The 25,822-nt window shown below is 40.7% G+C and carries 23 protein-coding genes and 1 pseudogene; 4 read left to right on the plus strand and 20 right to left on the minus strand.

Annotated elements, in window-relative coordinates; translation table 11 throughout:
• The 15 genes and pseudogenes from DRB05_RS17725 to ggt all read right to left on the minus strand — a co-directional run bounded on the left by DRB05_RS17725 (position 1) and on the right by ggt (position 17,807).
• Positions 1-978: a response regulator gene (locus DRB05_RS17725; protein WP_128728110.1), complete on the minus strand. Its 978-nt coding sequence runs from the start codon at positions 976-978 to the stop codon at positions 1-3.
• Entirely contained in the window at positions 950-2,089 is a 1,140-nt protein-coding gene (locus tag DRB05_RS17730) for a response regulator (RefSeq protein WP_128728111.1), read from the minus strand. Before DRB05_RS17730 ends, DRB05_RS17725 begins: the two co-directional genes overlap by 29 nt.
• Positions 2,079-3,977, minus strand: coding sequence for an EAL domain-containing protein (locus tag DRB05_RS17735; RefSeq protein WP_128728112.1), 1,899 nt, complete (start codon positions 3,975-3,977; stop codon positions 2,079-2,081). The genes DRB05_RS17730 and DRB05_RS17735 overlap by 11 nt, the downstream gene beginning before the upstream one ends.
• A 530-nt stretch (positions 3,978-4,507) precedes the next feature.
• Complete coding sequence (locus DRB05_RS17740; protein WP_128728113.1) at positions 4,508-5,836, minus strand: Na+/H+ antiporter NhaC family protein; 1,329 nt, start codon at positions 5,834-5,836, stop codon at positions 4,508-4,510.
• A gap of 1 nt (position 5,837) precedes the next feature.
• Positions 5,838-7,781, minus strand: a complete 1,944-nt coding sequence (locus DRB05_RS17745; protein ID WP_128728114.1) for a DUF3488 and transglutaminase-like domain-containing protein — start codon at positions 7,779-7,781, stop codon at positions 5,838-5,840.
• Entirely contained in the window at positions 7,771-8,700 is a 930-nt protein-coding gene (locus DRB05_RS17750; protein WP_240036269.1) for a DUF58 domain-containing protein, read from the minus strand. The genes DRB05_RS17745 and DRB05_RS17750 overlap by 11 nt, the downstream gene beginning before the upstream one ends.
• 14 nt (positions 8,701-8,714) lie before the next feature.
• On the minus strand, positions 8,715-9,620 hold the full coding sequence (locus DRB05_RS17755) for an AAA family ATPase (protein WP_128728116.1): 906 nt from the start codon (positions 9,618-9,620) through the stop codon (positions 8,715-8,717).
• The gene (locus tag DRB05_RS17760) at positions 9,617-10,000 is read right to left on the minus strand and encodes a response regulator (RefSeq protein ID WP_128728117.1); all 384 of its coding nucleotides are present in this window, start codon (positions 9,998-10,000) and stop codon (positions 9,617-9,619) included. The genes DRB05_RS17755 and DRB05_RS17760 overlap by 4 nt, the downstream gene beginning before the upstream one ends.
• 235 nt (positions 10,001-10,235) lie before the next feature.
• Positions 10,236-11,516 (minus strand): S41 family peptidase, encoded by a 1,281-nt coding sequence (locus DRB05_RS17765; RefSeq protein WP_128728118.1) that lies wholly within the window; start codon positions 11,514-11,516, stop codon positions 10,236-10,238.
• Positions 11,517-11,561: 45 nt separating this feature from the next.
• Positions 11,562-12,134, minus strand: coding sequence for a tRNA-(ms[2]io[6]A)-hydroxylase (locus DRB05_RS17770; RefSeq protein ID WP_039495868.1), 573 nt, complete (start codon positions 12,132-12,134; stop codon positions 11,562-11,564).
• 41 nt (positions 12,135-12,175) lie between these two features.
• Positions 12,176-12,829 carry a sulfotransferase family protein gene (locus DRB05_RS17775; RefSeq protein ID WP_128728119.1) on the minus strand — a complete coding sequence of 218 codons (654 nt, stop codon included), beginning with the start codon at positions 12,827-12,829 and terminating at the stop codon, positions 12,176-12,178.
• Between the two features lie 2 nt (positions 12,830-12,831).
• Positions 12,832-13,206: an MAPEG family protein gene (locus DRB05_RS17780; RefSeq protein WP_128728120.1), complete on the minus strand. Its 375-nt coding sequence runs from the start codon at positions 13,204-13,206 to the stop codon at positions 12,832-12,834.
• 56 nt (positions 13,207-13,262) lie between these two features.
• Positions 13,263-13,967, minus strand: coding sequence for an SIMPL domain-containing protein (locus DRB05_RS17785; protein WP_045963762.1), 705 nt, complete (start codon positions 13,965-13,967; stop codon positions 13,263-13,265).
• Positions 13,968-14,179: 212 nt separating this feature from the next.
• Positions 14,180-15,873 (minus strand): annotated as a pseudogene (locus DRB05_RS17790) (NAD-dependent malic enzyme).
• A 173-nt stretch (positions 15,874-16,046) separates the two neighbouring features.
• The gene (gene ggt / locus DRB05_RS17795; protein ID WP_128728121.1) at positions 16,047-17,807 is read right to left on the minus strand and encodes a gamma-glutamyltransferase; all 1,761 of its coding nucleotides are present in this window, start codon (positions 17,805-17,807) and stop codon (positions 16,047-16,049) included.
• 82 nt (positions 17,808-17,889) lie between these two features.
• Between ggt and rrtA the strand changes: the two genes are divergently transcribed.
• Positions 17,890-18,474 (plus strand): rhombosortase, encoded by a 585-nt coding sequence (gene rrtA / locus DRB05_RS17800; RefSeq protein ID WP_128728122.1) that lies wholly within the window; start codon positions 17,890-17,892, stop codon positions 18,472-18,474.
• A gap of 25 nt (positions 18,475-18,499) precedes the next feature.
• Here rrtA and DRB05_RS17805 read toward each other — a convergent pair whose 3' ends face one another.
• The 4 genes from DRB05_RS17805 to DRB05_RS17820 all read right to left on the minus strand — a co-directional run bounded on the left by DRB05_RS17805 (position 18,500) and on the right by DRB05_RS17820 (position 23,311).
• On the minus strand, positions 18,500-20,983 hold the full coding sequence (locus DRB05_RS17805; protein WP_128728123.1) for a prolyl oligopeptidase family serine peptidase: 2,484 nt from the start codon (positions 20,981-20,983) through the stop codon (positions 18,500-18,502).
• A 356-nt stretch (positions 20,984-21,339) separates the two neighbouring features.
• Entirely contained in the window at positions 21,340-22,488 is a 1,149-nt protein-coding gene (locus tag DRB05_RS17810; protein ID WP_128728124.1) for a 5-(carboxyamino)imidazole ribonucleotide synthase, read from the minus strand.
• A 1-nt stretch (position 22,489) separates the two neighbouring features.
• Positions 22,490-22,972: a 5-(carboxyamino)imidazole ribonucleotide mutase gene (gene purE, locus DRB05_RS17815; protein ID WP_128728125.1), complete on the minus strand. Its 483-nt coding sequence runs from the start codon at positions 22,970-22,972 to the stop codon at positions 22,490-22,492.
• Positions 22,973-23,104: 132 nt separating this feature from the next.
• Positions 23,105-23,311, minus strand: a complete 207-nt coding sequence (locus DRB05_RS17820) for a hypothetical protein (RefSeq protein ID WP_128728126.1) — start codon at positions 23,309-23,311, stop codon at positions 23,105-23,107.
• A 129-nt stretch (positions 23,312-23,440) separates the two neighbouring features.
• Here DRB05_RS17820 and DRB05_RS17825 point away from each other — a divergent pair, with 129 nt between their 5' ends.
• Both DRB05_RS17825 and htpX read left to right on the plus strand, forming a co-directional pair.
• Positions 23,441-23,974, plus strand: a complete 534-nt coding sequence (locus DRB05_RS17825) for a TetR/AcrR family transcriptional regulator (protein WP_128728127.1) — start codon at positions 23,441-23,443, stop codon at positions 23,972-23,974.
• 137 nt (positions 23,975-24,111) lie between these two features.
• Positions 24,112-24,972 carry a protease HtpX gene (htpX, locus tag DRB05_RS17830; protein ID WP_010604776.1) on the plus strand — a complete coding sequence of 287 codons (861 nt, stop codon included), beginning with the start codon at positions 24,112-24,114 and terminating at the stop codon, positions 24,970-24,972.
• Between the two features lie 44 nt (positions 24,973-25,016).
• On the opposite strand, the gene DRB05_RS17835 is transcribed toward htpX, so the two are convergent.
• A complete protein-coding gene (locus tag DRB05_RS17835) occupies positions 25,017-25,496 on the minus strand; it encodes a GNAT family N-acetyltransferase (protein ID WP_128728128.1) in 480 nt (159 codons plus the stop codon).
• Positions 25,497-25,610: 114 nt separating this feature from the next.
• On the opposite strand from DRB05_RS17835, the gene DRB05_RS17840 reads away from it, so the two are divergent.
• Positions 25,611-25,814 (plus strand): hypothetical protein, encoded by a 204-nt coding sequence (locus DRB05_RS17840; protein ID WP_010604778.1) that lies wholly within the window; start codon positions 25,611-25,613, stop codon positions 25,812-25,814.
• Positions 25,815-25,822 lie beyond the last annotated feature (8 nt).

Here is a 25,822-nt window from a genome sequence, read left to right on the forward strand (position 1 = left end):
TCACTCCCCATTAATTAAAAATTCGGTAAGCTGAGTCGTGTTACTTTGTATTTCGTGAGGCAGTGCAGTATTGAGTAACTTTTCCAGCTGAATTTCTAGTTCTATTTGTTTTCTTGACAATAAAGAATTTTCAATGTTATCCAGTACGAACAGATAATGATGTGTAGGTGAAGGTAGTATTTTATAGTTTCTAAAAACTTCATGGGCCGCAGCAGCGAGTTTCGCTGAGGTGAGCTCGCAGGTTGGCAACGCATAGTAAGTTAAAAAAGGGTTTATCGAGTAGCACAATAGAAGCTCATTGATCACTTCATAGATGTTTATTTCATCTGCAACATCAACCTTTTCAATAGTGATCAAATAGAACTCTTCGTCTTTTGGATTACTACGGATCTCACATCTTAAAACACCAAGAGGGGTGTGGTAGATACCGTTACCACTAAAGCATGCCGAAAATTCAGCAAGTATCTGAGATTCTATATCGTGACTGAGATTATCTTCGACAACTAGACCTTCATTATTGATTAAGACCCGAGGGCAATCACGCTTTTTAAGTTGTTCTTGCAACACTGTTTTAAAATAGTTGTGGTTGTACACATCTATTGCTGCGTTGACTTCTGCGAGTAATTTGTCGTTCTCCCATGGTTTACACAAAAACTTATGTGCAACCTTGCTATTTATCATATCAATAAGTATGTCGGAGTCAGTATAACCACTGAGAATCAAGCTTACTGCACCTGGGCGTATTTCTTTGGCTCGTTTTAGAAAATCTCCGCCATTCATAATTGGCATTCTAAAATCGGAGATAATAACCTGAACAGGGTGCGAGTCTAAATACTCAAGTGCTTCAAACGGATTGTCAAAACAGACAACTTCTACTAGCGGCAGACTTATAAGTCGCTTTAATGCGTTAAGTACAGACAGTTCATCGTCTAAAATCAGTATGTTATAACTAGCTAAAGTATTTACTTCTGAGTTCATAGAAAAGCTCCAACCAATCTAGGCCCTTTTGATCACAAAACATGTCGATGACGCCTTGATTCACTTCCTTATTGGTAATTGTATCTGTAAGCAACAACAATGTAGTGGTATTACTATCTGAGGTTCCCGTTTCTAAGGCTTCAATGAGTGCATACAGTTCATCAGTGATGGCTGACTCGTAGCCTATTAAGGTAGCGGTGTAGAGGGCCATATGTAATTTCTCTGTATAGCAGCCCCCTGGGGAGTGGCATTGGTTTTCAGTTATAAGCTGGACTATTTCAGAGCCCAACTCACCAAGAAATAATAGAGATTGAATAAAAACAATACGCTCGGTGTCAACTGATGAATCACGTCGTTTTTGTACCAATTCTTTTAGTAACTTAACCTTTCTAAAGTTAATATCACTTAACTGCTCACAGTTTACGATATTGTATCTGGCTGCGACCATATTGTGATAACACGCAGAGACAATAATTGCGGAAACTAAGTCCACACCGAGTGTCTTTATTGCGGTAGACAAGGAGTATTGCTTTGTCGATAACCCGACATAAGCACTGTTACATAAGTGGAATAACTTAGCTTGAATGAGGACTTCTTGTTCAAGCATCGCTTCAAGCTTATGAAAATCTAAATCAATATCCTCAATTCTACTTAGCAAAATAGGCAATTCGTTTTGGATGAAAGTTTCATTTAACGCCTGCTTTATAGACTCACTTAATGGCAACTCACAGAGTCGATAAAATGCAGTAATAACATCATCAAATTCTTCTCTTCTAAATGGCTTAGCTACGATAAAGGTCGCGGAAATTGACGACTTACACAGTACTTTTCCTGTAGTATCACCGGTTAACAATACGGTGAGGACTTGCGGATAGCGACGTCTCACAATATTGATTAATTCAACACCATTAATTGCCGGCATAAGGTAGTCGCTAACTAAGATATCGATGCTAGTTAACGTATCTAGGGATTCAATAAATTGTTTAGGGGATGAGAAGGTCAATATATCTGCACCTTCCATACTTATATTGAAGTGACGGTAGAGCGACTTCAACATTAACTCATCGTCATCAACGAGTACAATCCGTGGTACTTGGTTTTTAATAGACATAGTGAGTAAGCTCCTCAAACAAAACAGGTTTTCCGATTAGATATCCCTGTACTTCGTCACATTGTAACTGCTCTAAAATTTCAAGCTGCTCGACGGTCTCTATCCCTTCAGCAACAACTTTTAATCCAAGGTCATGAACTAATCGAATGACATTTTGGACAAGATCACGAGCCGATTTGGAACTGTCGATATTTTCTATCAGACTTTTGTCAATCTTAATAACATCTACTGGCAACTTTGAAATATAACCCAAAGAGGAATACCCTCTGCCAAAATCATCAATAGCAATAGAGAATCCGATTTCTTTTAACTGTATTAATTTAGCCTTAGCTTGCTCGAGGTTTTCCAAAACAAAATTCTCGGTGATTTCTAATTCAAATTGCTTTGGTTGAAGTGAATACTTTTTGATAATTGAATACATGGTTTGTACAAAGTCAGGGTCGGAGAGTTGATAAGGTGAAATATTCACTGCAACTTTTTTAATATTAAGCGCCTCTTTTCGCCACTCAGACAGTGCGATACACGTTTGCTCTAGCACCCAATTTCCTATTTTAACTATTTGTCCGTCTTTTTCTGCCAACGGAATAAAATAATCCGGTGAGTTAGCGCCAAACTGGCTGTTCTTCCAACGGATCAACACTTCGCAGCTATTGATCGAATGTTCTTTTAAACTGAGTTTTGGTTGAAACCTTAGATAAAATTCACCATTATCGACAGCGTTGAATAATGCTTCAGACACTTTATGCTCATTTAGCTTCTCTGAAAGCAGCGATTGTGAATAACGCATGTAAAAGTCAGTCCGAGATTCACAGACGAATTGGGTATAGATCACTAGGCGGTCTATCGCCTCCGACAGTGGCTGCTTGGGCTCAATCATAGTATAAGAGGCGGCAAATTTGATTTGGATATTTTTGCGAACGAAGAACTGCTTAATTGAGTCGATCAGCTCATCTAAAAATTTATGAACTTCAATTTCACTTTGTACTGAATCTAACCAAAATATTGCTTGATCAAAACTGATTTCAAGCATAGAAAAACGAGTTGTTTCACTTAGTAGCGCATAATCTATTATTTTCTTTAAAGTATCTGAATATATCGGGGTATTAGAAATAATATTCTTAACAAGCAAGTCACGAATTTTAAGACAGATCATGACAGAATTATCAGTGCGATTAATATGCTCTAGAAAGCTAAGTTTGCTCTGATAGAAATTAGGGTATTGATCCTGCTGGTTGGAAAGGGGCTTGATGATAAGTAAGTAGCTTGACTCTGTTTTTAGCTTGAGCTCAACTTGGCATAGTACCCTAGAGCTTGTTAGTGTTGCAATTCTGCGTTCAGCAAAGTCATCAAGACATTTATCACTTTCAAAATTAAACAGTTGAAAAAAATTACCTTTATTTAGTTCGTTTAAAACTAATTCTGTGTAGGCGTAATTGCAGTCAATAACATTACCAATGCTATTAACTTCCACTAAAGGCGTATTATTGCTGCGCAATATCTGGGTTTTTAATTCGTTTTTGTGATGATTAGTGAGTGCCGCTTCAACCGTTGTGTAAAGCTCTTCATTATTCCAAGGCTTGGATAAAAATTTAAAGGTATTGTTAGCGTTGATTAGTGACTTCATATCATTATAGTCAGCTTGCCCACTAAGGACGATGCATTCTATATTAGGATCATGCTTTTTTGCTTCCTGAATAAGCTCCTGACCATTCATACTAGGCATTTTGAAGTCAGTGATCAGTACTTGAGGTTTGTGCTCCTTTATCAAACTTAGCGCTTGTTTGGGGTCCTCGGTATATATAACTTCATAATGTAGTAAACGCAAAGTGCGCTTTAGTGACTTTAGAATATCAACTTCATCATCAACCAATATGATAGGTACACTCATAGCTACCCCTGTATTAGCGCATTAAATCTTTCTAACAGAAAAGAATTATCAATTAGTGTCGAAAGGGCATCTGTAGCTTTGGCTTTCTCAAGTTTAAAATTATTTAATGCAGAGGCAACCAAAACCTTAATCGTTTCAAACTCAACTTTTTTGCTAAAAGCAATCACCAGCTTTTTGTATAAAATAACTTTTTTCTATCACTGAACATATCGCTTTTCTGTACTCGGGTTTATCATCTATGTTAGTACCTTAGCTAATTATCATTCTTTATCAGAGTGTAGACCACTTTCTGCAATTTGATAGTCGCTAATAAAGTCTTTTGAGAGGGCATTTTGTACTCGCAAACAAGCGATATAAGGTGTTCAAAAGAGAGCGACTCACTCAGCATAGGTGTAAGTTTCAATAATTGGAGGTTTCGCTTAATTGAATTGGTTAAACTCTTATAATTATCGGTCTCATAAAAGCAACAAGGGAGATGAGCTAAAGGTACCAAAGCTGACGGGCTTGGTACCTTCCGATTTATAAGAAGTCTATAGCACCATTGCGGCTATCCAGCCAAAGCATAATAATGGGATGTTGAAGTGAATAAACGTTGGTACTACGGAATCCCAGATGTGATCATGCTGTCCATCGGCATTAAGTCCTGAGGTTGGTCCAAGTGTAGAATCTGACGCTGGGGAGCCCGCATCACCCAGTGCTCCCGCTGTTCCCACCAAGGCTGCGGTCGCCATAGCCGAAAAACCAACTTCTAGAGACAAAGGTACAAATAGCGTGGCAATGATTGGCACGGTTGAAAATGAACTGCCAATTCCCATGGTAATAAGTAAACCAACAAGTAGAATCATTGCTGCAGCAAGTGGTTTATTATCGCCAACAAAATCGGCACAACTTGCTACTAAACTTGTCACATCGCCCGTTGCTTTCATGACAGAGGCAAAGCCTTGAGCAGAGATCATGATAAAACCTATCATGGCCATCATCGCTACGCCTTTGCTGAAAACATCGGAGTTTTGTTCCCATTTCACAATACCAAAAAGGCTAAAAATCATCACACCAACAAGCCCACCTAATATCATTGAGCCACTGATATTTTGAGCAATGAGAGAAGCCAACACTGCTGCGCCGCCGACGATCATCACTTTAGTTGCTTCTTGGCCTTCAGGTACCGTGCTTGATTGAGTACTTTGCTGTTGACTCATTTCATAAACTCGCTTTTTACGATAAGTAATGAAAACGGCAACCAACAGTCCTATCAACATACCAAGCGCAGGGATCACCATAGCATAAGGCACGTCAAACTTAACCAATTCTAAACCATTGTCTACTAGGTTTTTATGCAAAATAGAGTAAAGGTAAATGCCACCGAATCCATACGGCAACACCATATAACTGGTCGCTAAGCCAAACGTTAAAATACATGCAATCGCACGGCGGTCTATCGTCAGCTTGTTCAGTACGACTAATAGCGGCGGAATGAGGATCGGAATAAACGCAATGTGGACAGGCACAAGGTTTTGTGACGCAATTGAGCAAGCCAAAATAATGACCATTATAAACATGCTTAAGAAAGTTGAGCCTTCACTATCATTGGCATTAACTAATCTAAGAAGCTTTTGCGCGAGTATTTGCGTCAAGCCAGACTTTGAAATAGCAACTGCAAACCCACCTAACATGGCATAGCTCAGAGCTATTTCTGCTCCTCCAGATAAGCCATCATTGAAGGCGTTTAAGGTTGTCTTCAAATCCAAACCGGCCACTAAACCTGCTGCCATTGCACTGACGGTCATAGCGACAATCACATTTATTCTACATAGGGTTAACCCCAACATGAGCAAGACGCCCAAAATAACAGCATTCATACTATTTTCTTGCCTTTCTTTTTATTGATTTGTACAACATCTTCAACTCACTAAGCTCAAATTTGGTGAGTGGTTTCTGTTGATACTGTGACTTTTCAATTAACTGATAAAACTGCCAAAGTGATACTTCTAATTCAGGAAATAACTTAGACAACTCAGCAATATGCTGCTTCGCCGTTGTGCCACTTAGCTGCTCTTTGAAATCGGACACTATAGCATTGTAATAGACAAGTTCGATAGGGCGTTTATGCTGAGTGAACCGCTTACTGAGGTAAAATAATGCGATTGAAACCAAAAGCAGCATAAACAGTGAGAATATCCCCGCCCAAAGTTGGCCACTGCTACCGAACCATTCCTTAAACAATGCACCTTGTTTTTCTTTATCAAAATTAATAACGACACGAGTCCACTGATAGTCTAGTTCTTCAAGCTGTAATCGTAACCAGTTAATAGACTGCCAATTAGACAGTCCAATTAAGCTGTAGCCTAAACCACTTTTAAACTCGCTTGATAATTGCTCTAATTGAGAAAGACTTCCTGTCATTCTTTCTGGAGCAATCCAAGCAGTTGGATCTAAGCGCTGCCAGCCAACTCCTGGTGTGAAATACTCAACCCAAGCATGTGCGTCATATTGATAAATGCTGTAATAGCCTTGATTGTCATTTTTTTCACCGCCCAAATAACCTGATACTAAGCGAGCAGGGATATCCGCGCTTCGTAGCAAAAATGCAGCTGCGGAGGCATAGTGACCACAAAATCCATTAAACGAGTTAAATAGAAAGTCATCAATTCTATCGTCCGATTGGGTTGTAGTTGGTGTTAAGGTATAGACGAAACCATTTTGCAAAAAATAGCGCTGCATTAATTCAATGAATTGGCTCGTTGTTGTCGATTGGCTATCCCAATCGCGCGCCAGTTGTCTTGCCTGTTGATTAATGCCGTCAGGTAATGCGGTGTTGCGCCTGTAATACCAGGGTCTCAACGAATCTTGTGGCTCAAAATCAGTGAAATCGATTTGATACTCGACAGGTTTTGCCGATAGGTTTTTTAAATAAACCGTACCAAATACGTTACTATTTAACTTAGCGCTTCTCGAATACGAGTATGCTAGGCCGTATAACCAAGGAAGTTGACTAGGCTGAGCAATAATAGTCGCTGTACCAGTCGCTTCATTGGGTAATGCTCTAATATTGGTACCTTGATACTCAGAAACTTTCCATTGTCGTCCGTCAAATTCATCGTGAATAATCGCACGCCAATAGAAAGGTCCAGTTTGTTGAGTGTTTTCAAATGATGCCCTAAATACCAATTCGCTGGATTGGGATAGGTTTGCGATATTAAAAGGATCTACATTCTCAGATAACCCTGTTTTTGCTTGATTCTGCGGTGCAGGTAACTGCCAAAATGCTGGGAGTTTTGGTAAAAAAACGACTAATAAAGTAGCCACAGGCAGCACCAATACCAATCCCTTTGCACTTACCTTAAGCGCAGATTTGAACCTTAGGTTTTGCTCAAGATTAAGCATGATAGCTAAATTAACTGCCAACAAAATTAATACCAAAAATGCAGCAAATATACTTTGTGTAAAAAGAAATAAGCACGGGTAAGTAAAAAAATTCAAAATACATATTTGTGTAAATTGGCGAGCTTGCGTAGCGTGAATTTGCTTAAGCAGCGATGCAACCAACATCAGAGCCACAAAAACATTCACGCTGTTTTTTAGACCTATTAATGAGGCCGTCGCAATAGCGCCGAGTAAAGTGACCAAGTTAATAAAGCGAATGCTTAACATGTTTGGCTTAGTCACTAATCTTGATGCTTGCCACAGTGTTAAAACGGTACATAATCCGACAAAGCCGATACCAAAATCATCGACAAGAATAATGCTCAACAACCATAAGAAGAATGACGTGCTGTAGTACCATTTTGGAAAGCTAGAATTCACTTAACGCCTCCAAACAACATTGTTTATGAGCTTCACCTTGACCGAAGGGGATCCTGTTTTGTTGAAGTAACAGAGCATAACTTGTTTGTTGCTTATCGGCGTCAAGTACCATACTACAGAGCTTGCTCAGGCGCTCTTCCTTGCTACCAGAAAGCTTAGAATAGTCAAAGATAACGCGGTGTAAGTCAGCAGACTCTGGCGCGTTTTGTTTTACTAACATCTGTTCCGTCTTGGCGTAATGCTTCCAAGAAACACGACTCAAGCTCATGCCTTTTTGATATTGTGCGAGATGGTCAAATTCAACTGAGCGTTCTTTCTGTTGTATGCCTTGGCTGATATTTGATGCATTGCCGTAGCTAAACTCCGTGTTTATAACGGATAATGGAGTAGGGTAAACGTAGAAAACATCGTGTGGTTTTATATACGACCAGGTACGAATAAGACCAAATGGGAAGTAGCTGAGAATTTTAATTACCCCAGTATCATATATACCACGAGGTAATTCAGGGGCGGCTAACTCGATAACTTTTTCATCACTTACTTTCGAAATATGGGTTGCCGTTTGGTTGTATTCACTTGATAGTCTGAGTGATTGGATCTCTGCGCCAGATGAAATACTGAGTCTAATAGATGAACTATATGGGCTAAAATTAGCATTACTACCCAGATACCGAACATTTGTATTGTTCAGGTTGAAAAAACCTAAAAATAGGGCGGCTATCATCATCACAGCCATAATGTAGGACACTGCAAGTATCAGATTATTCTGATAGTTGATCCCCAATACGAAATTAAGCAAAGCCACAGCGATAAAAAAACCGCCATCCTTAGATGGCAGTATGTAGATATTATTATGAGATAACCGTATTTCTGAACGTTGATGTCGTTTATAAATATGCTGCTGAACTTTCCGTTTCAAGCGGTTAATCATGCTTAATGTACCGGTACGTTTTGAAAGACCTGCGTCTGAACTTCTGCTTCATTAGTTGTGGTGACGCCAAGTCGATGGGCACAGACTGAAGTGAAAACGGCTTGAACATCATCGGGGATCACGAAATCTCGACCACTAATAAACGCATATGCACGACTTGCGGCTGCAAGCGCGATACTAGCTCTTGGCGATAAAGGGTCGCTAAATTGACCTGAGCTGCGTGTGTAGTTAACTAAGCGAAGGATATAATCAATAATGGCGTCACTTAGCACAATATTGGGCACAACTTGCTGATACGCCAAAAGTGTTTTGCCATCGATCACTTGCGGTGCTTGAGTCAGATTTCTCGCTTTTCCAGCTAATTTAATTAACTGTGCTTCTGCTATTTCCGAAGGGTATCCCAAGCTTATACGCATAAAAAAGCGGTCTAGTTGCGATTCTGGCAATGGATGCGTGCCAGATTGATGCTGAGGATTTTGCGTTGCAATCACAAAAAATGGGCTAGGGAGTTCATGGCTCACGCCATCAATGGTTACTTGGTGTTCTTCCATGGATTCCAATAAGGCGCTTTGCGTCTTTGGACTTGCGCGGTTGATTTCATCGGCCAGTAAAACTTGGCTGAAAATAGGACCAGGATGGAATTCGAATGACTGATTTTCACGGTTAAAAATGGAAGTACCTGTAATATCAGCTGGGAGTAGATCGCTAGTAAATTGCACTCGACGATATGTCAGACCTAGCACGTCGGCAAGAGAATGAGACAGCGTCGTCTTACCCATACCAGGCAAATCCTCAATTAGCAGATGACCTCGGCACAAAAGACTGCAGATAGCGAGTTTTACTTGTTCAGGCTTTTCTAAAATAACGGTAGAAAGCGCATCGGTAAGTTTCTTTATTTCTTCATTCATGTAACCAGCTCTAAACGCTTCATTACCGAATCCACTTTGTGTGCATTGAAAGGTTTAGCGATAAAGCCTTTAGCACCAAGTTCCCAAGTATTTTGAACATTCTCCATACTATTATGGCCAGAGCACATGATGACATGAGACACTGGAAAGTTTTCGTTAATGTAGGATAGGATCTCGGTACCATCTGTATCGGGAAGCTCAATATCTAAAAAGACAACACTGGGCTGCTTATGCTTTAGTAGCGGCTTTGCGGAGTCAAAGTCTTCACAACCATAAACTTCTTCAAACCCTAAGTTCTCCAAAATCTGTGTCAGAAAATCTCTGATCTCAACAGCGTCATCAATTATCAAGATTGGTTCTAGCGGTCTTACAAATTCCATATGTCGATACTTCAAATTACAAATTCAACCACATACTATAAAAAGCTAAACCATAGCTCAATAGAAAATACGGTAAACTTTTTATTAATGTCCGATACCGTCTAGTATTGGACATATTGGAGATGATTAAATTAGCTTTCTTGATATTACAATCACTACATATTTAACATCCTATAATTTATATTATGTTAAATACGATAAATTAAAAGAGAGACTAGCTTACTCTCTTATACAATCAAAATTTCGTTGGATGTTTACGGGATACTTTTTGACCTGAAATCGTTTTCGAATGTAAAACTGACACTGCTGTTTCTAATGCTACGTCTTTACCATTTTTATCCATGTCGCCAGCCACGATTATATTTGGTTCGAAGTCTTCACGAAAACCACCATTTACGTGATATAAACGTTCAAATCCAACTTCAACCCAAGCGTCACTTTGAGCAAGGTCGAGACGTTTGATCCCGCCGAGTAAATCAGCCATCGGTGCACCAATTATTGCATCCGCACCCAAAGCATCAAAACCTATTGTCATTCCTTCTCCAATGCTGCCAGTCCAGCGTCCAGCAAGTACGACAAACGGAACCTTTATCTGTTGCTTTGCTGGTTTAGTGAGTGCGTCTTTTAACTCTGATTTGTTGAATTGTACAGTTCCTGTTTGCGTACGGTACTTTTGATATACGCTTGGCGCAGCAGTAAAATGTCCAAGTATGGGTTCTGCTACGCCTGTATTTCCGCCGCTGGGAGTATTTCTAAGGTCAATAATATAACCTTTCACTTCACCTAGAGACTTTAATGCAGCCTTAAACTCAGCAACGGTTTGGGTGTTACCCATGGCGTTATTAAATCGAATATGACCAAATTCATCTATTTTTTCGTAGGATACTTTAGGCCCATTGCCTAGCGCATTTATTGCATCGTAACTTGCGGCAAGTTCGACGGTGACTAACTTTGTATCCCTTTTAAATTCAATTTCGCGTGTTTTATAACGTTTTCCTCCTAACGCAACATTCAGTGCGTAACTCTTCTGAGCCTTATTTAATTGACTCAATGGCACCTGCATTACGTCTTGGATGGCTTGAGTTATCGTATTTCCATCTATCTTCACCACGATATCTCCGGGTTTTAATCCTTTAACATCTGCATCGCTGCTACGCTTGACGTCAATAATAAGTGCACTGTTATCATAGAATTCGACATACATATCTGCACCTGTTGGATAGACACTGTAATCCTCTTCATTTAATGGACCTAGATTGAGATGCGGATCTGTAAAGTGGCGTAAATATGCTTGGCTTAAGTCAATAAAGGCCTGCTTCGAGTCTAAGTTATTTAACTTCTTTTCAAATAACTGCCGAGTTTGTTGGTAACCTTTAAAGTCCTCTAAATAAGCGTAATGGGTTTGCAAGTTATGATCGAGTTCTTTCCAAGCATTCAATGCGCTAAAGGTCTCAGCTTTTGCTGCAAAATTTGAAGTTAGAATGAAGCTGGTGCATAAAAAAGCACTTAATTTCATATTGTTATGTCCTTGTTATTATTATTTAATCCCAGTTATTTCATACTAATGAAGCGCAGCGCTAAATGGAATGCCTTTGCAGATATCTGCTTCTGCGATGAGAATTTCTTCTAGGCGGTTATCTATTGTTAATTTGTCGAAATACTCATAGCCGAGCTCCACAAAGAGGTTTTTATGCTTTTCTTCTGACTTAGCAATGGCAACATAAAAGTCTTTCTCTTTGCCTTCAGGAAGCGCTTCTGCAACTAAAGAAAAACGCTCATGGCCCCTAGCCTCAATTACTGCGCCAATCAGCAATCTATCAATTAAATATTCATCTGTGCCTTGGCGGAAAAGTGCGCGCATTTGTTTTATATAGGGGTCTTTTTGATCGTTACCTAGTAGCGTACCACGCTCGGTTAAGATCTTAAGTACCTGTTTAAAATGGATCATTTCTTCTATTGCGAGATCTGCCATTGCTTTTACCAGCTTGATCCTATCTGGGTAATGACCAAGCATTGCCATCGCCATTCCCGCTGCTTTTTTTTCTGCAGCGGCGTGATCTTGAAGAAAGGTATCAAAGTCGGCTAGGACTTTTTCAGTCCAGCTAAAAGGTGTGTGATATTTTAATTCAAACATAATTCTATCTTGTATATACATTTGTAGTGAGTATAACAAACTCAAGGGCTTGAGCGAACTTGCATGCTAAACAGCGTCGTGTCTTTATCTGCTTTGCCATTACGTGTTGATCCCACTTTATTGGGATGTGAAAACCACTTCCATGCAGTTACTTTACCGCCGATATTAACATGCGGGATGATCACTTTGTCTTGAGTTACACCGATAAATTCGGCAAGCGTGTGTTCGGCATCAGTCGCGGTTAGGTTGACCATAATAAAAGGAATATGATTCATTTTTGCAAAGTTAAGTACCCTATCATGATGCTTACTATAACAACCCCGCCAATAACCATCATCTTCAAAATGTTTTTCAAAATCAGGAAAAGTTTCTAAATAACAACGCTTAATGGTGTCGTTAAAGCCCCCTCTTTGTGACAGTAAATTTTCTTTCATTGCCGTCATCAAACGTTTAATTGAGGGAAGCCATTGCTCTAAATCTCGTGTTAACTGGATTATTTTGGCTTCAGGATATAAAGCATATAATTTTTCATAGTCAGCAAAGACAGGAGTATCAGCAATAAATTCAGCATTGTCCAATGCTTGCCTCGTGTATGCAGTGTGTGCTGTTTTGTATCCAGCACCTAATGCAGCAATACATAGGCTTGTTGTGCCGGTTCGGGGTAAACCCGTCACCAGAAATTTTTGTTTTGTCATAGTTAGATAAAGTAATACACGAGGTTGAATGACGCTAAAATAAGTATTACTCCATATGTTGTCGCCATCGCTACTTTTCTGATCGATAAGTTAGTTTTACCGAGTGCAACATAGTGTGCAACTCGAGAAAGCAAAAAAGCGACGCCAAAAGCATGAAGTAGATACGGGTTGATTTGCTGAGTTTCGAGTAACAACATCATTAACAGTACGAAAGGTGTGTACTCGATAAAGTTGCCGTGGATCCGAATTGCACTTTGCAGTTCATCGATACCACCATCTCCAAGCGATACTTTATGTCTGTGTCTGAGTGATATTATGTTAAAACTAAGTTTAATATAGATTAGTGCCAGTAATGCCGCATATAAACCAGTGATCATAAAAAGCCCTCCAATGGAGGGCTTAGTGTATAAGTTTAATTAGTTTACAGCCAGTATTACTCAATTAAGTAAACAGCATAGACTTCCGCGTTTAATGTAATTGCACCTGTGTTATACGCATTTTTGTATGCGCCTTGATCTGCTTCCATCGCCATTGCTGCAGAGCGCACGTAGGGCTGAATTGGCGTTTGCATTGGTTGGAATGAAACTGAGTACAGTTTTGCTAACTCAACATCAAACTCGCCTGCTAGTTCTTTAGCTGCTTTCTTTGCATCTTTAATGGCGGCTTTTTTGAGGCTTTGCAGATATTTGCCTTCATTTTCAACACCAAATTCTGTGTTATTGAACTGATTGATGCCGCTGTCTACAAACTCTTGAAGTAACTCTGGGTATTTTTTGATGTCTTTAAGTTTTACAGTCAAGCTTCGGCTCACACGAAAACCATCAAACTCTTCTTCATTTGATTCGCGATTGTAGCGTGTCTGTCTGTAAACATTCAGTTGCTCCGCATGAATATCGTCTTCTTTAATATCGAAGCGTTTAGCGATTTCGATAGCCTTAGCCATAATCTTATCGACGTTTTCTTTGGCTGTGGGTAGCGATTTTTGCTTTTCGGTAATGGCGACACGTATGGTTGCAACATCGGGTTGTACTTGAATAAATGAAGTGCCTTTAACATATAAATGCGGCGAGTCAGGCAATGCGCCCGCAAAGCTAAATCCAGATAAACATAATGCCAGTAAGCCAGTTAAAATTCGCATCTTTTGCTCCTAAAAAGTGATACCTGCATATTCAAGCATATTTCAATTAACAACTACTGAATTGGATTTCAAGGTAACAAACTTTAACAAAATGAGCGATTATCACTTTGAGAGGTTATATGTGGTACTCCCAAATTTTGTGCGTGATTGATAAACAAAATCACCGCCAATATGAGTTGGCGGCGATTTTTGTTTTAGCTAAGTAAAAGCAATTAGACGCTACAGCGTTTGTAATTTCTATACTTAGGGAGCCAATAGTTTTTCTCTATCGCGGCCCAAATTGCATCGTCTTCCATTTCAAGTGCAACGCCCTCTTCCATTGCTTTTTTAGCAACTGCAAAAGCAATACGCTTACTCAACGGCTCAATTTCAGTTAGTGCTGGTAGTAGGCTACCTTTGCCGGTATTAGCACGTGGTGATGATTCAGCAAGCATTTCGCTAGATACCATCAACATGCTATCTGTAATACGGTTCGCTTTAGCTGCAAGTACACCGAGGCCGATCCCTGGGAAGATATAACTGTTATTACATTGCGGTATGATGATTGTCTGCTCACCATACACTACAGGCTCAAATGGGCTTCCAGTAGCTACAATTGCTTGACCATCAGTCCACTCAATCACATCTTTTGGATGCGCTTCAACTTGGCGTGACGGATTACTTAGTGGGAAAATAATCGGCTGCTCGCACCCTGCATGCATCGCACGGATCACTTGCTCTGTGAATAGGCCCGCTTGACCTGATACACCAATTAAGATGTCTGGTTTTGCACAGTGCATTACATCTAATAAAGATGCAAATTCACCACTGTATGTCCAATCCGCAAGGTTTGCTTGTTGTTGAACTAGCGCTTCTTGGAAATCTCTTAGCCCTTCCATGCCTTCTGTCAGAAGCCAAAACGGTCCACCATAAATACTTGGCTTCTCGCTTGCTCGTCGGTTACCCCTTCTGAAATCATTTGGCTAATAATTTGCTCAGCAATACCACAGCCAGCAGAGCCTGCGCCAACAAAAACTACTTTTTGTTCCGAGAGTTTCGCTCCTTTCACGCGGCAAGCGGCTAATAGCGAACCTACAGTAACCGCAGCGGTGCCTTGGATATCATCGTTAAAGCTACAGATTTCATCGCGGTAACGTTTCAATAACGGCATTGCGTTAGGTTGTGCGAAATCTTCAAACTGTAACAGCACATTAGGCCAACGGCGTTTAACCGCTTTAATGAATAGATCCAGGAATTCGTCATATTCAGCTTGGCCGATACGCGGGTGTCTTGCGCCCATGTACATTGGGTCATTGAGTAGCTTTTCGTTGTTTGTCCCAACGTCAAGCATAACAGGCAGCGTGTAAGCTGGGCTGATCCCACCACATACGGTGTAAAGTGCCAGCTTACCGATAGGAATCCCCATACCACCAATACCTTGGTCACCAAGGCCTAAAATACGTTCACCATCTGTAACCACGATAACTTTTACTTTGCCTTTAGTGGCATTTCGTAAAATATCGTCGATTTGATAACGGTCTTCATATGAAATAAACAAACCACGAGAACTACGATAGATATCAGAAAACTTCTCACATGCATCACCTACTGTTGGGGTGTAGATGATTGGCATCATTTCTTCCAAATGATCGCGTACTAAACGGTAATACAGCGTTTCGTTGTTGTCCTGAATCGCACGCAAGTAGATGTGCTTATTTAGGTTGTCGCTAAAGCTTGAATATTGCTGATAACAACGCTCAACTTGCTCTTCAATTGTTTCATAACGAGGAGGAAGTAGTCCTGCTAAGTTGAAATTTTCACGCTCGCGTTGAGAGAATGCACTCCCTTTGTTAAGCAGTGGCGTTTCTAATAATGTAGGACCTGAATAGGGAATGTAGAGATAATTTGGATCGGTTTGTTTAGTCATATTTACAAGCTTGACACTAATTTTTTAGTCTAAGGGTTCATTATTGTCGAAAAGGATTAAATTACAATGAATTTAGTGCTCATCAGACCATTATTAACGCGCTCCAGAGCACGTTAAACACAATTTTTCTGGAACGCGAAATTATAGCCTAAAAGCACTTAAGAAACCACGGCTTATTCGCTGCTTTCACCGAGAGCAACACCTTCTCTTCTTGGATCTGCGCCACCAATTAAATGTGTTCCACGAACCTCAATGGCATGTAGTCCTGAGTTTAAGTCACGGATCTGTACTTTATGGCCTTTTTTCTCAAAGTAAGGTACTTGTTTTGTCAGCTCAGTGCCTTTTTCAAGCGTTGTGTACTTATTGCGATTGGTGATTTTTGGTAAATCAATTGCTGCCTGCACAGATAATCCCCAGTCCAAAACACCAACTAAGGTTTGAGCAACATAGTTAATAATACGGCTGCCACCAGGCGAACCGACTATTAATTTAAGCGACCCATCTTTATTGAACACCATTACGGGTGCCATAGAGCTTCTTGGACGTTTGTTTGCTTCTACCCTGTTTGCAACCCATTTATCCCCTACTTTTGGAGAAAGCGCAAAGTCGGTTAATTGGTTATTGAGTAAATATCCGTTGACCATCACCGTCGAGCCAAATGCCATTTCAATCGAGCTTGTCATTGAAATAGCATTACCCTCTGCATCTACAATCGACACATGGCTCGTTGAAGGTAATTCATAGCTATCATCCATAGCATAAGCGAGTGTGCCCGAAGTTGGGTCGCCTACTGGAAAGTCGTGATTATCTATGTCGCCGATAAGTTTGCTGCGGCCTAGTAGATATTGTTCGTTAAGCAATGCTTTTGCTGGCACTTCAACAAAATCAGGATCAGCAACGTAAAAGTCTCTATCGGCAAACGCTAGGCGAGACGCTTGAGTAAAGAGGTGCAAAGCTTCTGGATCATTTGCCTTATACTTACCTAGGTCGTACGGTTCCAACAGTTTCATCATTTGCAAAACGGCAATACCGCCACTACTAGGCGGTGCCATAGAGCAAACTTTATATACACGATATTCAGTACAGATAGCGTCTCGAGTTTTGCTCTTATAATTTTCTAAGTCGCTCAGCGTCAATTTGCCAGGTGCGATTTCAGACTTTTGCACAGCTTCCACTAATTGGGTGGCATTTTGCCCTTCATAAAAGGCTTGGATCCCTTGTGTTGCTACCTTGTAGTATAGGTTTGCCAAAGGCAGATTCTTTTTAAGGGTCCCTGGTTGTAGTGCTTTACCATCCGGATAGAAATATTCTTTTGCAGGACTGAGCTTTGTCAAACCAGGATTGAGTTTCTTTTCAAGCAGCATGTTTAAACGTGGAGAGACAATAAATCCATCTCGAGCTAATTCAATCGCTGGCTTGAATAATTCTTGCCACGGCAGTTTACCGTATTTGTCGTGTGCTGATTTAAACGCGTGCAGAATACCAGGCACACCAACAGAGCGACCGCCCACAACCGCCTCAATCCATCTAACCGCATTACCCGAATCATCTAAAAATAGATCAGAACCTGCAAGCTTTGGTGCGGTTTCTCTACCATCAAAACTAATTAATTCATTGGTTTTCTTGTCGTAGTGCAGGATAAACGCCCCGCCACCCACGCCCGAAGATTGCGGCTCAACCAAAGTAAGCACAAGTTGAGTCGCTATCATGGCATCAACCGCACTTCCCCCTTTTGAGAGCATCAATTGACCTGCTTTACTCGCATAGGGGTTGGCAGCAACGACCATGTACTTTTCTGCGGTGCGTGCTTCTTTAGATTGGAAGCCGGTTGCGGCTTCCGGCTCTCTAATTTCGATTTTTTGTTGCTCAGCTAAGGTGTTGGTTGAAAAGCTGAATGCGGCAATCACGGTTAGTGATGCAAGTGTATGTTTCATAATACCCACTTTGCTTACGTCTTATATTTGGCATCATAAAAGCAATTAGGCACAATATGCAAAAATAATAACGTGAAATCGTATGTTTGAACTTCCAACGAACAAAGAATATCTCATTGGCCCTGCGTCTTTGGCGATATTATCAACAATACTAATGTTGTTCGGGCTTGGCCCACACTTAGATTTTGACAGAAATGCAATTGCTGATGGTGAATTATGGCGTATTTTGAGCGGCCAGTTTACCCATAGTAATTGGTATCACTTGATGCTAAACCTGCTTGGTATCTTATTTATTTGGCTATTACATGCCGAGTATACAAGACTAAGAAAATATTGGCTGAATGTGTTTTTTCTTGGCCTCTTTACCGGGCTCATGATCTTGCTATTTTCCCCAAACATTGTTGTATATACAGGCTTGAGTGGCTTATTACATGGGCTTATCGTATGGGGAGCGCTTGAAGATATTAAGCGCAAGCTAACAACTGGATATCTGTTGTTTATTGGTGTGTGGGCAAAGGTATGTTGGGAGCAATATGCGGGTGCAAGCGCAGATGTAGCCAAACTGATAGACTCGAGAGTCGCCATTGAAGCACATCTATTTGGTGCGGTTGGTGGTGTGGTTTTAGCTGTTATCTATTTATTTTATAAAACAAAAAAGCCAGCTTAAGCTGGCTTTTTATCCACTCATTTGATTACAAGTTTTCTTTGAACAACTTGTATATACGACGGTATTCATCCAACCAACTTGATGGCTGTCTAAAGCCATGGGGTTCAACTGGATAAATCGCAGTTTCAAAGTCTTCCTTTTCTAGCTCAATCAGGCGTTGCACCAAACGTACAACGTCTTGGAAAAACACGTTATCATCAACCATAGGAGCATTGATCAGTAGCTTGTTTTTCAAACCTTCAGCATGATAGATAGGCGAACTGCGTTTGTATGCAATTGGGTCTACATCTGGGCGATTAAGGATATTTGAGGTATACGGGTCGTTGTAATAGGCCCAATCGGTGACTGGACGTAAAGCCGCGCCTGCTTGGAATAGATCAGGCTGAGTAAATAGCGCCATAAATGTCATAAAGCCGCCGTATGAACCGCCGTAAGTACCTACAGCACCACGGTCAACATTAGCGTTGTTCACCATCCACTCGACACCGTCTGCCAAATCTTCGATTTCTGGTTTACCCATATGACGATAGATTGCCGTTCTCCAGTCTCTCCCGTAACCTTTAGAGCCACGATAGTCCATATCCATGACGACATAGCCTTCGCTCGCAAGAAGTGAATGGAACATAAACTCTCTAAAGTAGTTAGACCAGCCCATATGTGAGTTCTGCAAATAGCCCGCACCATGGTTAAAGATCACAGCCTTACGATTTTTACCCGTTTCGCCTTCTTGATAATCTGCCGGGTAATATACTTTTGCGTAGACAGGCTCACCTTGATGGCTTGAAGGAACCGCGACAATCTTAGGTGCAATTAGCTTCTTATTTAAAAACGCATCTGAGACTGTATTAGTGAGTCGTGACACCGCTGCTTTTGGCGCTGCATCCGCCACATAAAGTTCTGGAGGCATCATGATTTTTGAGTGAGTTAACAACAGCTTTTGCTCATCTGGGCTTAGCTGGTAATCAGTCAGGCCATCTAAATCTGTTAACTGCTCGTCTTCACCGCTTGCCAAATTGACGCGATAAATTTCGTATAAACCGGGGTGATCTTTATTGGCTTTGTAATAAACAAATTGATTATCGTGGGTTAAGGTTGGCTCAGAAACCACAAACTTCCCTGCGGTCATTGCTTTTGCTTTACCGTTAAGCGGCTTAACATAAAGCTGACTATATCCAGTTTGCTCTGAAAGATAGTACAAAGTGTCTTGGTTGTTTAACCAGCCAAAATCATTGTAGGTGTAGTTGATCCATGCATCATCGTGTAGGCGGTGCTGAGAAACGAATTGTTGTTTATCAAAATCAACCGTCGCTAACCACCTGTCTTTATTATCCCAAGCACCGAGCATCACCGCGACTTGAGAGCCGTCACTATTCCATTGAATAGCAGATTGACTCCAGCCCCATGTGTCGATCAGATTGATATCACGTGGGGATTTTTCACTCTTATATGATTCACCTTTTGCCTTAGCATTTTCGCGTTTCACCTCGGCTAGTACATCTTCATCAAAGCCCGGCAAAGTATCATAGCTTAGCGTGACTTGCTCTGATTTTACTAAATCAATGAAAATCACATCAGAACTTATTGGTTTAGTGTCTGCAACGCGGCGACGAGCTTTCACCGGATCAATGTCACCGCTTTGACTGACGTAGTTAGGCATGATGTCAGAGTCGGAACGACTCGGTTTATCGTCCGTGATCACAGCGATTAACTTGTCACCCGTAGGTGCAAGGCTAACTGAGATAAGCGTTTTTCCTTTACCAAGATAAAACTGGTTATCTTGAATGCTTGCGTTATTCGCTTCTATCTCTTGATTTCTCGCTTCTCGATCTTTGCTGTTTTTGTGCGTTAGCGCGACGAATTGAATAAGCTTATGTTGCTGCTCAGCGATATATCCACTTGGCTCTTTTACCCCTTCAGGCTTATCCGCTAAATGTAACTTTACCAGTTCTTTCGTTAAGCCAGTGGCTAAATCAAACGCAAACAGCGTATTGCCTGAACGGTAAGCTAATCGGTTATCGCTTAAAAATTGCGGTGCATACTCATAGTTCGACGAATGAGTAACTTGTGTTAAAGCGCCAGACTTCAGGTTTTTAACGAATATGTTGCCCTTAAATTCATAAGATTGTAGCGTCCTTTCTTCATTATAGACCGCGTTTGCAGCACCAACGGCGTGCAAATCCGACAGTGAAACTGCTTCGCTTGTTTGTGCGCTACTGACTTTAAATAGATCTCTTAACTCTGAACCAGCTTGCTTACGCTTATAGAAAACGGTTTTGCTATCAGCTCCCCAGTACGCGCTTTCTGGTTGTCTTCCCAACCAATCAGGATGCGCCATTGCTTGTTTTAAGGTGATCTGCTCACCACCGAAATCAACGGGAGTAGCAACGACTTGTGGGACTGGTGAATTGGCTTCTACTTGTTGTGGTTTTGGGCTTACTTCAGTGGTTTGACAGCCAGAAAGGAATAAACCTGAAGCGACAGCCATCGAGATAAGAGAGAGTTTCAACATGTGACTTTCTTATAATAGTTAAATTTGCTTAATTTAAGCAGAAAGCCAGCGGAATATCGACAGATTTAAGATTAAAAGCACGATGGGTGGGACAAAAAAAGGCCAGCATAGGGATGCTGGCCAAATACTCTCTGCGCTCACATAGTCGTTGATGGACAACGAGTATGAAATGAGGCCTATCCGCGCCTCACAATAGTAGACCGCACTATCAGAAAAGAGTTCCAAAAATAACAGTAAAAAAATTAAATTTTTTATATCCAACCTGAGCTCTGTTATAAATAATGAGTTAACTCAATAATTATCATAAGCTTAGGTTTTTAGTTAACAATGGACCTTTTTCGCTAAAAACAGTAGTACTAATTCAAAATTAATTGTTGAGCGGTTTCCATGACCCCAGGGTAATCTGCTTCTGGCAAGATTTCAGCAAGCTCTGCTAGCGCTTCACCTAACTTATGAAGTGAGTCAGCTGAAACGTTGATATGCCCCATTTTTCTGCCCGGTTTCGCATCTTTACCATACCAGTGGCTGGTTGTCCCTGAAACAGCAAGAACTTGCGATGGAATGTGACTTTGCCCTAAAACATTAATCATCGCGGTTGGGCGAAGCAATCTTGTATCGCCAATAGGTAAACCTGCAACGGCACGAATATGGTTTTCAAATTGACTCACATGGGCGCCTTGTTGAGACCAATGTCCTGAATTATGTACCCTAGGAGCTATTTCATTAACCAATAATTGACCTTCAACATCGAAAAACTCAATAGCAAGTACACCAACATAGTCAAGTGCATTCGCGAGTTTTGCAAATGCGTCTTCCGCTTGCGCTTGAATATTAGCTTTTTCTTTCCCAGCAATCGATAGAGTCAGTACACCATTGGTGTGCTGGTTTTCAGTCAGCGGATAAATTTTACATTCACCATTTTTAGCGCGCACACCAATAATTGATACCTCACGATCAAACGGTATCATTTTTTCAGCAACGATGGAGTGTGGTTGTGCTTCAGTGCCTGCTTGCAAAAACTCCGACATTTCGGCCCAAGTGTTGTCTATTTCAGACTCTGATTTTACTCGCCATTGCCCTTTCCCATCATAGCCTGCCTGACAAGTTTTAACGACCAACGGCATGCCTAACTCATTAATAGCTGTGAGAAAATGCGTTTTATCGGTAATGATTTTAAAAGGAGCACAAGGCACAGATGTTTTATCTAGTAGCGCTTTTTCTTTCGCGCGGTCACCGCCAGTGGCTATCGCTTCTGCGCCAGGATAAAACTTACCGCTTTGTTCGCAAAGCGCTAAAACATCATGTGGAATATGTTCAAATTCGGCAGTGATGGCATCAGCCTTGTCAATGGCTTGTTGTAATGACTCTGGTGTTGTTGCAAAGGTAACGGGGTTTATTACCGTTTGGCTGCCAACATCATAAGCCAACACTTTTATATCAAGATGAGTTGACGATAGACTCATCATACGGGCTAATTGTCCCGCCCCTAAAACAAGAATATTCATGTTATTTCGCAGGATCTGGATTAGCTAGTACAGTTTCTGTTTGTTCTTTTCTGAACGCTTCTACTTTTGCAAAAATTTCTGGCTGCTGACAACCTAAAATCTGAGCTGCTAGCAAACCTGCGTTTGCAGCACCAGCGTCACCAATTGCTAACGTACCTACCGCAACACCTTTAGGCATTTGGCAAATTGACAGCAATGAGTCCACGCCATTTAGTGTTTTTGATTTTACTGGAACGCCAAGTACAGGCAGACTTGTGAATGCTGCCGCCATACCCGGTAGGTGTGCTGCACCGCCAGCACCGGCAATGATAACTTTGATCCCACGTTCTGCTGCTGTCGAAGCATAATCCGCTAAAAGCTGTGGAGTACGGTGAGCTGAAACCACTTTAGTTTCATAATCAATACCAAATCTATCTAACATTTCAGCTGCATGTTGCATTGTAGGCCAGTCTGATTTTGAGCCCATAATGATGCCAACGGTCATAATAATTCCTCGACTAATTTTGAACGATACAGGGCTAAGGTCCTTCACACCTTAGCTGCGGGCATTATACCTGAGTTCGTCTTTAATGCGAAGAATCAACTTATTGCAATTATCACGCGATGGCACCCTGAGTTATTTAGACACCACCAATTCTTCAATACTTAATGCTTTCGCACGCTTAAAGTGAGAGAAAAACGTTTTAGGACCCATAATTAAGCATAACACCGCCAGACCTCCTGGGATCAGCACCATTTTTAAAGCTGGGCCAAGAATATAGCTGTAAAAGAAGATAAAAGGGACGAACAGAATGTATCCGATGAATAAGCTCAAATATTGCATAACAACTCCTATTGAAATTTAATGAGCACGCTCAATTATAATAATGAGCGCGCTCATTATTTGCAAACTTTATCTCTTAAATAATCTGAAATTGTGCTACAATCCTGGCGCAGATAGAAAGGTAACCATATGAAAAAAAGAGAAATTACGTACAATAAAATTCTCCGCGTTAGTTGGCAGCTCTTTCAGGACAATGGGTTTGAAAACACTACCACTCGGCAAATTGCCCAAGCTGCAAATGTAGCGACAGGAACAGTTTTCTCTCACTTTCCCACTAAGCTCGATATGCTCAAAGTCGCAATGCATAATCAAATAGATGAGCTAATTAATGAAGCGAAAACATCAGATAAGCAGCATAGTGCCAGCTTAAAATTACACCACTATGCAAAGTATTTATTTGCTTTTTATCTTAGCAATAGAGATTTCAGTAAAGAGCTGCTTTGTGGGATTATTTGGCATGGCGAATTCTTTACTGAACAACTTAATTTGTTTAAACATTTGTTATTCAGTGAGCAGGAATACAATGAATTGAAAGCAACCGTTATGATGGATTGCTACTTTATGACCTTATTAGAAGGGTTAAGCAATGAACGTAGCTCTGTTGACCAAATGTTGCATTCCTTATCTCAGAAATTGAAATTGGTTAGCCAACCATCTGTATGATGTGTTTTTATAAAATATTCATACGAATTTACTTGTGCTTTTGAGCTTCTGACCATATAAAGCATGTAGGACTAATGTAATAAGCAAGTGCTTGGGAAAAGTTACTTAGTTCCTTATTTTTGTCTAACGAGGTCAAAATGAAACGCGTCATCTTATTCCTTATCACTAACTTAGCAGTGATGCTTGTGTTAGGGATCGTGTTATCTATCCTAATGTCTGTATTTGGTATTTCTAGCCGAAGCTATACAGGCATAATGGTTATTGCTGCCGTATTTGGATTCGGTGGTTCTTTTATATCTCTTTACATGTCTAAGTGGATTGCAAAGAAATCTACAGGTGCCCATGTTATTGAGCAACCACGAAACGAAACTGAACATTGGTTAGTTTCTACTGTCGCAGAGCAAGCTAAAAAAGCAGGAATAGCAATGCCAGAAGTTGCGATTTACGACAGCCCTGAAATGAATGCATTTGCAACCGGGCCGAGTAAAAATAACAGCTTAGTTGCTGTAAGTACTGGCCTACTCCACAACATGAATCAAGACCAGGCGGAAGCTGTCCTGGCGCATGAAGTGTCGCACGTGGCGAATGGTGACATGGTTACACTTACCTTGATACAAGGTGTTGTAAATACCTTTGTTATATTCTTCGCTAAAGTATTGGCCGGTATTGTTGATAACTTCTTGAATGGCGATGAAGAAGAATCAGGTGGAAGCTGGACATATTTTATCTTTGATATGATATTCCAGATCCTCTTTGGTATTTTGGCTTCTGTTGTTGTCGCTTACTTTAGTCGTAAACGAGAATTCGCAGCGGATAAAGGTGCAGCGGATTTAGTCGGTGCGCAAAAAATGCGTTCAGCACTAGAGCGTTTGAAGCACAACCATGAATCGCAATTAGAAGGCTCAATGATGGCTTTTGGTATTGCTTCAGGTAAATCTATTGCAGACTTCTTTGCTTCTCACCCGCCACTAGATGAAAGAATTAGAGCACTTTCGTAGCTCTTTTCACATTCGTACTAGGGCAACGATTAAGTTGCCCTTTTTTATACCTCAATTTTATACAGATTACTTCCAACAGCGCTAAACCCTAAACGCTTGAGTAGATTTAATGAACGTTTATTATCGGCAGATACATGCGCCAAAATCACATTGAGCTCAAACTCAATTTGGCTTTTGTTTGCAAATAGACAACATAATGCCTCAAACATCACGCCTTTCCCCCAATAATCAGGCATTAATTCATATCCAATATGTAGGCCCTCAATATCACCGCCTTCATGATAGAAACCAATACAACCAATCACCGCTTTAGTGCTTTTACACACAAGGCAAAAACGTCCACCCCTACCTTCATATTGACGCTCAATATCCATTTGGATCATACATTTAAGATCTACTTCAGTGAGGTTATCACCGTAATCGTTATGCGCTTTTACCTGCGGTAAATTAAGTAGCGCTAATAACTGCGGATTATCTTTGTGCCTTATGGGCCTGATGACTAGCCTTGGTGTTTCAAATTCCATAAAATGCTCAGGTCTAAGTATCTGGTGCAATGGTAGCACTGATTGCAGCAAATACACCTTCAATATTATAAGCGATTGTATTGCTTTATAATTTAGCATTTTTGGAGAATGAATATGAGTCAAGAGTTTACCGTTATCCCCCCAACGACAAAGGTTTACTGCCCAGAGAGAGGTGAAGGTTGGACGTTAACGGGCATTACAGGGATCGATGAAAACGCATCAGTGATGTTCTCTGGCGTACGCTATACCATCTCAGCAAAAGAAATCGTTGAGTCATTATTACCAAACTTTAAAAATAGGCAAGAATCAAATAATTAATACTTTTT

The organism is Pseudoalteromonas sp. A757 (assembly GCF_004103285.1).
Classification (GTDB): domain Bacteria; phylum Pseudomonadota; class Gammaproteobacteria; order Enterobacterales; family Alteromonadaceae; genus Pseudoalteromonas; species Pseudoalteromonas galatheae.